The organism is Streptomyces sp. ActVer, from assembly GCF_027270795.1.
GTDB lineage: Bacteria > Actinomycetota > Actinomycetes > Streptomycetales > Streptomycetaceae > Streptomyces > Streptomyces umbrinus_A.
In genome coordinates, this window is the sequence record NZ_JAPWHT010000485.1 from 1 (window position 1) to 7611 (window position 7611).

General features: G+C 71.1%; 7 protein-coding genes and 2 pseudogenes. 6 read left to right on the plus strand and 3 right to left on the minus strand.

All coding sequences use genetic code 11. The annotated features are described in order from the left end of the window. The first annotated feature begins 61 nt into the window (after nt 1-61). Complete coding sequence (locus tag O3Q52_RS44840; RefSeq protein ID WP_269654270.1) at nt 62-715, plus strand: response regulator transcription factor; 654 nt, start codon at nt 62-64, stop codon at nt 713-715. 25 nt (nt 716-740) lie between these two features. Here the strand turns inward: O3Q52_RS44840 and O3Q52_RS44845 are convergent, their stop codons facing one another. The 3 genes from O3Q52_RS44845 to O3Q52_RS44855 form a co-directional block, all read right to left on the minus strand. After that, nucleotides 741-2297, minus strand: a complete 1557-nt coding sequence (locus O3Q52_RS44845) for a serine/threonine-protein kinase (RefSeq protein ID WP_269654271.1) — start codon at nt 2295-2297, stop codon at nt 741-743. A 195-nt stretch (nt 2298-2492) separates the two neighbouring features. Continuing rightward, nucleotides 2493-3044 carry a DUF3455 domain-containing protein gene (locus O3Q52_RS44850; protein WP_269654272.1) on the minus strand — a complete coding sequence of 184 codons (552 nt, stop codon included), beginning with the start codon at nt 3042-3044 and terminating at the stop codon, nt 2493-2495. A gap of 193 nt (nt 3045-3237) precedes the next feature. Continuing rightward, nucleotides 3238-3375 (minus strand): hypothetical protein, encoded by a 138-nt coding sequence (locus O3Q52_RS44855; RefSeq protein WP_269654273.1) that lies wholly within the window; start codon nt 3373-3375, stop codon nt 3238-3240. A 44-nt stretch (nt 3376-3419) separates the two neighbouring features. Between O3Q52_RS44855 and O3Q52_RS44860 the strand changes: the two are divergent. The 5 genes and pseudogenes from O3Q52_RS44860 to O3Q52_RS44880 form a co-directional block, all read left to right on the plus strand. Then, nucleotides 3420-4082: pseudogene (locus O3Q52_RS44860) on the plus strand (isochorismatase family protein); the annotation flags it as partial. Between the two features lie 67 nt (nt 4083-4149). Further along, nucleotides 4150-5394 carry a sensor histidine kinase gene (locus O3Q52_RS44865; protein ID WP_269654274.1) on the plus strand — a complete coding sequence of 415 codons (1245 nt, stop codon included), beginning with the start codon at nt 4150-4152 and terminating at the stop codon, nt 5392-5394. Further along, the gene (locus O3Q52_RS44870) at nt 5391-6065 is read left to right on the plus strand and encodes a response regulator transcription factor (protein ID WP_269654275.1); all 675 of its coding nucleotides are present in this window, start codon (nt 5391-5393) and stop codon (nt 6063-6065) included. Before O3Q52_RS44865 ends, O3Q52_RS44870 begins: the two co-directional genes overlap by 4 nt. 338 nt (nt 6066-6403) lie before the next feature. Then, nucleotides 6404-7222 (plus strand): ABC transporter ATP-binding protein, encoded by an 819-nt coding sequence (locus tag O3Q52_RS44875; protein WP_269654276.1) that lies wholly within the window; start codon nt 6404-6406, stop codon nt 7220-7222. Continuing rightward, nucleotides 7219-7611: pseudogene (locus O3Q52_RS44880) on the plus strand (ABC transporter permease); the annotation flags it as partial. The gene O3Q52_RS44875 and the pseudogene O3Q52_RS44880, both read left to right, overlap by 4 nt.

Genomic DNA, 7611 nt, shown 5'->3' on the forward strand with positions numbered 1-7611 from the left:
CCGAGATCCGCCTGAACGTCACCGGCCACGCAGCCGCCGACCGCACCCAGGAGACAGCGCGATGACCACACCGGCCCGCATCCTGCTTGCCGACGACCACGCCCTGGTCCGCCACGGCGTCCGCCTCATCCTCGACGCCGAGCCGGACCTGACTGTCGTCGCCGAGGCTTCCGACGGCGCCGAAGCCATCGCCCAGGCCCGAGCCAACGACATCGACCTGGCCATACTCGACATCGCCATGCCCCGCAGGACCGGTCTGCAGGCCGCCCGCGAACTGGCCCGCCTCCGTCCAGGCCTGCGCACCCTGATGCTGACGATGTACGACAACGAGCAGTACTTCTTCGAGGCCCTCAAATCCGGCGCCTCCGGCTACGTACTCAAATCCGTCGCCGACCGCGACCTCGTCGAAGCCTGCCGCGCCGCCCTGCGCGACGAACCCTTCATCTACCCCGGCGCCGAGACCACCGTCATCCGCACCTACCTCGACCGCGCCCGCACCGGCGGACAACTGCCCGCCCGCCCCATCACCGAACGCGAAGAGGAAATCCTCAAGCTCGTCGCCGAGGGCCACACCTCCAAGGAGATCGCCCTCCTCCTGGTCATCAGCGCCAAAACCGTCGAACGCCACCGCACCAACCTCCTCCAGAAGCTGGGACTGCGCGACCGCGTGGAACTCACCCGCTACGCCATCCGCGTCGGCCTGATCGAGCCCTGAAGGCGGGTCAGGTGGTGGGGAAGAGTCAAGGCTGGTGCGTGACGCTGACCTGTACGGTCACGATGCCTCTGTTGTCCTGGACGCATCTGTCGGCCTCGTCGTTGATGGCCAGTTGCAGGGTGCCGTTGTTGGCCGCCTTGAAGGTGAGCTTCCGCCCGACGGAGCGTATGGGAAGGTTCTTCTCACCGGCGAGGCGTGCCAGGAGGGCGCCGAACGGTGCCGCGGGCTTGACCTTGCAGTCCTTCGCGCCGTTCAGTGACTGGTCGACGGCCGCGTTGTAGCCGACCGGGCCGGTCATGGGGATGTTGACGTGGTCGACGGTCCATTGGCCCGAGACGAAGCGCACGGTGACCTTGTCTCCTGGCTGGACGGTCACTCCGGTCACCTTCTGCCAGCCGGTCGTGGACTTCACGGCCTGGCGGGTGGTCGTCGTGACGGGGTCCTTCTTGAGCGGCAGCACTCCGGTGAGGAACAGGCCACCGCCAACGCCCGCCGCCAGTACGGCAGTTCCGGCCATCGCCCACAACAGCCGCTTCGCGCCCCGGTGGCGGGACGAGGGCTGGGGCGTGGGCCTGAGCGAGGTGGTGTGCGTTGCGGTCGGTGCGGACTGTCCGGCCGGGACCAGGCCCTGGCGGCCGCTGGTCATGGTGTCCGCGTCGGCCGGCAGGGGCGCGGGCCAGGACGCGTGGGCGGTCGGCGACGGCAGCAAGGGTCCGGCGTCCATGTGTCCCGCCGCGACGCGGTGCAGCGCGTCGCGCGTACTGGCCGCAGTGGGCCGTTCGTCGGGGGACTTGCGCAGCAGCGCCTCGATGACCGGGCGCAGCGGGCCGAGCCGCTCGCTCAGGGCGGGTTCCTGGTAGGCCACCGCGTGGAGTGTGGCGGGTCGTGCCGGTCTGCGGAACGGGGACAGCCCGCCGCATGCCGTGGCCAGGGTCGCGCCCAGGGACCACAGGTCGGAGGCCGGGCCGACCTCCGAACCCATCACCCGCTCCGGGGCCATGAACTCCAGCGAGCCGATCAGTTCGCCGGTGGTGGTGAGGAACTCGCCGTCGTCCAGGACCGCGATGCCGAAGTCGGTGAGGACGGCGCTGCCGTCGCGGCGGAGCAGGACGTTGGCCGGTTTGACGTCGCGGTGCAGGGTGCCGGCCGCGTGCACGGCCCCGAGCGCGTCGAGCAGTTGCAGTCCGAGGGAGGCGGTGTGCTGCGGGGTGAGCGGTCCGTTCTCGGCGATGTGGTGGGCCAGCGAGGGCCCTTGGACGAGTTCCATGACGATCCACAGCCGGTCCTCGGACTCGACCAGGTCATGGACGCCCACCACATGCGGGTGCGGCACCCGCGCGACCGCGCGCGCCTCACGGACCGCACGACGCACCCGGACCCGCTGCTCCTCGTCGCCGTGGGTGAGGATGTGGAGTTCCTTGACGGCGACCGGACGGTCCAGCAACTGGTCGTGAGCCCGCCAGACCGTGCCCATACCGCCCCTGCCGAGGACCTCGTGCAGCAGATACCGACCGGCGATCAGCCGCCCCGAACCGCGTTCCGAACGTGTCCCCGCCTGGTGATCGCCATCTCCGGATATCACGCGCTCTCTCACGTTTCCTTCCCGGCGGCCTGGACGTCCACCGGTCGTCATTTGTTCGAACCGGACCGAGCGTAGCGGCCGGAGGCCGGTCCGGTGCATGGCCTCAGTCCGCGTCGTACGTTCTGCTGCCGGGGGCAGCAACAGCAGTGGCCCCTCGAAATCGCCCAGGGGCCACCGCCGTTGCTGCCTACCGGATCACTTGGCGGGCTTGTAGAAGGTGTAGGTGGCGGAGTACGGGACGCTCGTCTGGTCCGTGCCGGTGCAGGCGGTGGTGGGAGCGACGCCGCCGTGCGTGTTGAGGCGCTGGATGTAGGAGACGTCGGCGAAGACGCCGGTGCCGCGAGTGGCGGTGGACTTCAGGAGGAGCTCGGGGATGGTGCCGGCCTTGGGGGAGGTGGCAACGGCGGCGGCGTTGACGGCGCTGCCGTCCACCGTGGACACCCAGACGGGGCCGCGGGAGTGGAGGGCGACCGTGCGGCGGGAGTGGTCCTTCTTGGCCCACAGGGTGGCGGCGGGCTCCAGCAGCTTCCAGGCGCCGTCGGTGCAGGTGTAGGTCTGGACGCCTTCGGCGGAGAAGACGCCGGTGAGCCGGTTGCCGTCCGGGACCTTCAGCGCGTCGGGTACCTCGACGCCGGTGCGGGTGGGCTGCGAAGCCGCCGCCGGGCCGACCGTCGCGCCTATGAGCGTGGCGGCGGTGACGGTGGCGAGAGCCGTGGTGGTGAGGACAAGCCGCTTGGCTAGCTTCATCAGGTGTGTCTCCAGAGCAATTTCTGAACGTGTTCGTGGGAATGGACGCGGATGCCGTGTGTCCCAAAGCCAGGACTGGGCAGGTTCCAGACGTCCCGGCCGGTCAGATGATCTTCAGCCTTGCTGCCGCACTGTACGCGTGAACCCGGCCGGCTGTTCAGCCAACTTCTGATCAGTTAGTAGCCAACTCTGCTCACTGGCTCGGACGGCAGTACATCAGGCTCAGACGCGTATGGATCCCGGCCGTACGCGTATGGCTGTGGGCTGTCAGGCGGTGGTTGCGCAGGCCGTCGTAGTCGTCGCCGGGGCACCGCAGAACGTGCAACGTCACGAGCCACCCCGGCCGAACCGCCGTAAGCCGAAAAGGAATTCAGCATGGCCGGCATCGCGGACATCGAGCCGTACCCGTTGCCGACATCGGCGGACCTGCCGAAGAACGTGGCGGACTGGACGGTCGACCCGCGGCGCGGCGCGTTGTTGATACATGACATGCAGCGGTACTTCCTGCGCCCCTTTCCCGACACCATGACCGGTCAGCTCGTACGGAACACTGTCTCGGTGCTGGACCGGTGCCGGGCGTTGGGCATGCCGGTGGCGTACACGATGCAGCCCGGTGGGATGGACTCGTCGCAGCGCGGCCTGCTCGCCGACTTCTGGGGTGCCGGGATGCAACGCGCACCGGCCGACCGTGACGTGCCTGAACCACTGACACCCGGGCCGCTGGACGGGGTGTTCACGAAGTGGCGGTACAGCGCCTTCTTCCGAACCGGGTTACTCGCGTGGCTGCGCCGCCAGGCCGGCCGCGAGCGCCTGGTGGAGGGCGCGCTCCTCGTCGCCCACATCGCCGGGTACGTCACCCTGCTCCTGACGACCATGCCGCTCGCGCGCGCACTCGTCTTCGCCGCGCTCCATCAAACTCTGTTCGGGCTGCACCTGGGCATGGCCTTCGCGCCCAACCACAAGGGGATGGACATGCCCGACCCCGACGGCGAAAAGTGGGGACACCTGCGGCGCCAGCTCCTCACGTCCCGCAACATCATCCGCCGAGTCGGCCCGGCAGTTGCGCATCTCCTGACGTCGTCGCACCTCACATAGGCTGGGGCCCATGACCTCAGTGGAGGAGGAACCCTCGCGCGCGCTGCTCGCGGGGGCTTCGCGGCGGTGGGTACGGCTGCTGCCGTGGGCCGTGGCGTTCGTGCTGAGCGTCGCCCTGCTGCCCACCACCATCCAGGTGCTCACCGCCGACTACGGCCTGAACGGCGGCATCGCGAGCGCGCTGGCCGTCGCGCAGGCGGCACCGCTGCTGCTCGCCGTCGTCCGCCCGCTGCAGGCCTGGTACGTGATCTTCGCCGCGGACGTGGCCGGAGCGCTCGCCCTGCTCACCGTCGACTTCAAAGAACAGCTTCTGTGGCCGTTCCCGCCCATGGAGATCGTCGGGTACATCGGCCTCTGCCTCGCCCTCGGCCTGCGCGAGCCGCGCCGGACCCTGCTGCTGGTGTGGCTGGCCACGGCGGCCGCGAACGTCGGCCTGGGTTTTTTAGCGCCCAACGGCACAAGCGCCATGAACGTACTGCTCACCATTCTCAGCGGCGTCGTACTCGTGCTCGGCGGTGCGCTCCGCGAGCGGTACGACGCGCAGCGCAGGCTGGCCGAGCAGGAGACGATCAGCGAGGCCGAGCGCGACCGGCGGACGCTGCTGGAGGAACGCGCCCGTATCGCGCGCGAGTTGCACGACGTGGTGGCGCACCACATGTCCGTCATCACGGTGCAGGCGGACACCGCGGCGTACCGCCTCGAACGGCTGCCGCCGGACGTGCAGGAGGAGTTCACGTCCATCGCGGCGACCTCGCGCGAGTCGCTCGGCGAGATGCGACGGCTCCTCGGCGTGCTGCGGAGCGAGGAGGCGAACGGCGAGCTCGCGCCCCAGCCGGGCCTGACGCGGATCGGGCAGCTGGTGGAGGCGACGGCAAGGGCGGGTGTGCCGGTGGAGTTCACCCCCTGTGACGCCGACGTGCCCGAGGCGGTGGGCCTCTCCGCGTACCGCATCGTCCAGGAGGCCCTCGCGAACGTCGTGCGGCACGCGCCGGGTGCTCCGACGCAGGTGTCGGTGTCGGAGTCCGTATCTGAGTCCGGTTCGGAGGACAGCGCGCGGCTCACCGTCCTCGTGGTCAACGGGCCGTCGCCCGAGCCGCCCGCCGCGCCGCTGGAGGAGGGCGGCACCGGGCACGGACTCGTCGGCATGCGCGAGCGGGTACGGCTCGTCGGCGGCACCCTCGACGCGGGGCCGCTGCCGGGCGGCGGCTTCCGGGTGGCCGCCCAACTCCCCCTGACCGAAAAGGACTTCACGTGACCACGCGCGTCATCATCGTCGACGACCAGGCCATGGTGCGGGCCGGCTTCGCCGCGCTGCTCGCCGCCCAGAGCGACATCGACGTGGTGGGCGAGGCCCCCAACGGTGCGCAGGGCGTCGAGCTGAGCCGGAGCACCCATCCCGACGTCGTACTGATGGACGTCCGTATGCCCGAGATGGACGGCCTGGAGGCCGCGCGCCGCCTCCTCGCACCCCCGCCGGGCGTGACGCACCGGCCACGAGTCCTGATGCTCACCACGTTCGATGTCGACGACTACGTCTACGAGGCGCTGCGAGCGGGCGCGAGCGGCTTCCTGCTGAAGGACGCGCCGCCGGCCGACCTGATCGCGGCGGTACGCGTCGTGGCCTCGGGCGACGCGCTGCTCGCCCCCTCCGTGACGCGCCGCCTCATCGCGGACTTCGCGCGGCTACGTCCGGCCGGCCGAGGCAAGCCCGCGCTGCGGCTCAAGGCTCTGACGGAACGCGAAACCGAGGTCCTCACCCTGGTGGCCCGCGGCCAGTCCAACACGGAGATCGCGGAGACGCTGGTGCTGGCCGAGCAGACGGTGAAGACGCATGTGAGCCGCGTCCTCACCAAGCTCGACCTGCGCGACCGCGCCCAGGCGGTGGTCTTCGCGTACGAATCGGGGCTGGTCGCCCCGGGGGAGTAGGACGGGCCCGCCCGGGGCTGTGGCTCCACGTGGTCGCACGGCGCGTGGCGACGTTCCCGACCTGCTGGTTCAGGCGCCCCTGAGGCGTGTCGGGCAGGTTGCGGTCCGTGTCGGGGGCGGCTCGCTTCATGACCCCGGACGCCGTAGGCGGCCCCCACCCGCCTACGGCAGACAGGCCGGGCCCCGGGCCTCGGGCGGTAGCCCCGGCGGGCCCTGTCCCTCCTCCACCCCCTACCGCGGTAGCACCTCCACATTGGCTCCCGGGTATGACGCCCGGCGCGCAGCCGTTCCCACACTCTCCTCCTCGTCGGCACGAGAACATCGCGAGAGGGCGGAACATGAAGCTACGCAGCGGCAAGCGGCAGAAGACGGACGACCGACCGGAGGCTCCGGCCGCCACACCCGGTCTCGCCGTCGAACTCCGCGGTGTCCGGCGGCAGTACGGCCGCGGCGCGGGCTCGGTGCACGCCCTCGTGGGCGTCGACCTCGCCCTCCCGCGCGGCACGTTCACCGCGGTCATGGGCCCGTCCGGGTCCGGCAAGTCCACCTTCCTGCAGTGTGCCGCCGGGCTCGACCGGCCGTCGGCGGGATCCGTGCGCCTCGGCGGTACGGAGATCACCGGTATGAGCGAGAACAAGCTCACCGAACTCCGCCGCAGCCGACTCGGGTTCGTATTCCAGGCGTTCAACCTGCTGCCGTCGCTGACCGTGGAGCAGAACGTCCTGCTGCCCCTGCGCCTCGCCGGGCAGCGCAGGGACCGCCGCCGAGCGGCCGCGGTGCTCGCGCAGGTCGGGCTCGCCGACAAGGCGGGGCGCCGCCCGGGCGAGCTGTCCGGCGGCCAGCAGCAGCGCGTGGCCGCCGCCCGCGCGCTGGACACCAGCCCCGACGTGATTTTCGCCGACGAGCCCACCGGCGCCCTCGACACCGGTACCGCCGCCGAGGTCCTCGGCCTGCTCCGGCACGCGGTGGACACCCTCGGCGCCACTGTCGTCATGGTCACGCACGACCCGACCGCGGCCGCCTGGGCCGACAGCGTGCTGTTCCTCGACGAGGGCACCTTCGTCGACGGCCTGGAGCGCGGTTCGGCGGAGCAGATCGCGGCGCGGATGGCGATGCTTGCCCGCCGTACGGGCGCGATGGCAGGGGTCGCGGCATGAGGATCCTCACCCCGAACGGCCTCGCTCGTGCGGCCGTCCGCTTCAAACCCGCGTCGTTCGCGGGCACGTTCGTCGCGCTGATGATGTCGGCGCTGATCGTCGCGGCCTGCGGCATCCTGCTGGAGACGGGCGCCCGCGCCTCGGTTCCGGCGGAGCGGTACGCGAAGGCGCCGGTCGTCGTGGCGGCCGACCAGTCCGTGCGACTCGTCGCCGACAGCATCGACGGCCCCGAGGAAACCGTGTACCCGCTGCCGGACACCGCCCGCGTGGACGTGGGGCTCGCGGCGAAGGCCGCCCGGGCGCCCGGCGCCGAGGCCGCGGTGCCGGACTTCACCTTTCCGGTGCGCCAGGGCGACGGCGCGCTCGTCGCCCCCGGCTGGGGCTCGCAC

Bases quoted from the DNA above. Each gene is read 5' to 3' on its own strand.
- O3Q52_RS44840 (WP_269654270.1), top strand. From the start codon at position 62: ATGACCACACCGGCCCGCATCCTGCTTGCCGACGACCACGCCCTGGTC.
- O3Q52_RS44850 (WP_269654272.1), bottom strand. From the start codon at position 3,044: ATGAAGCTAGCCAAGCGGCTTGTCCTCACCACCACGGCTCTCGCCACC.
- O3Q52_RS44865 (WP_269654274.1), top strand. From the start codon at position 4,150: ATGACCTCAGTGGAGGAGGAACCCTCGCGCGCGCTGCTCGCGGGGGCT.
- O3Q52_RS44875 (WP_269654276.1), top strand. From the start codon at position 6,404: ATGAAGCTACGCAGCGGCAAGCGGCAGAAGACGGACGACCGACCGGAG.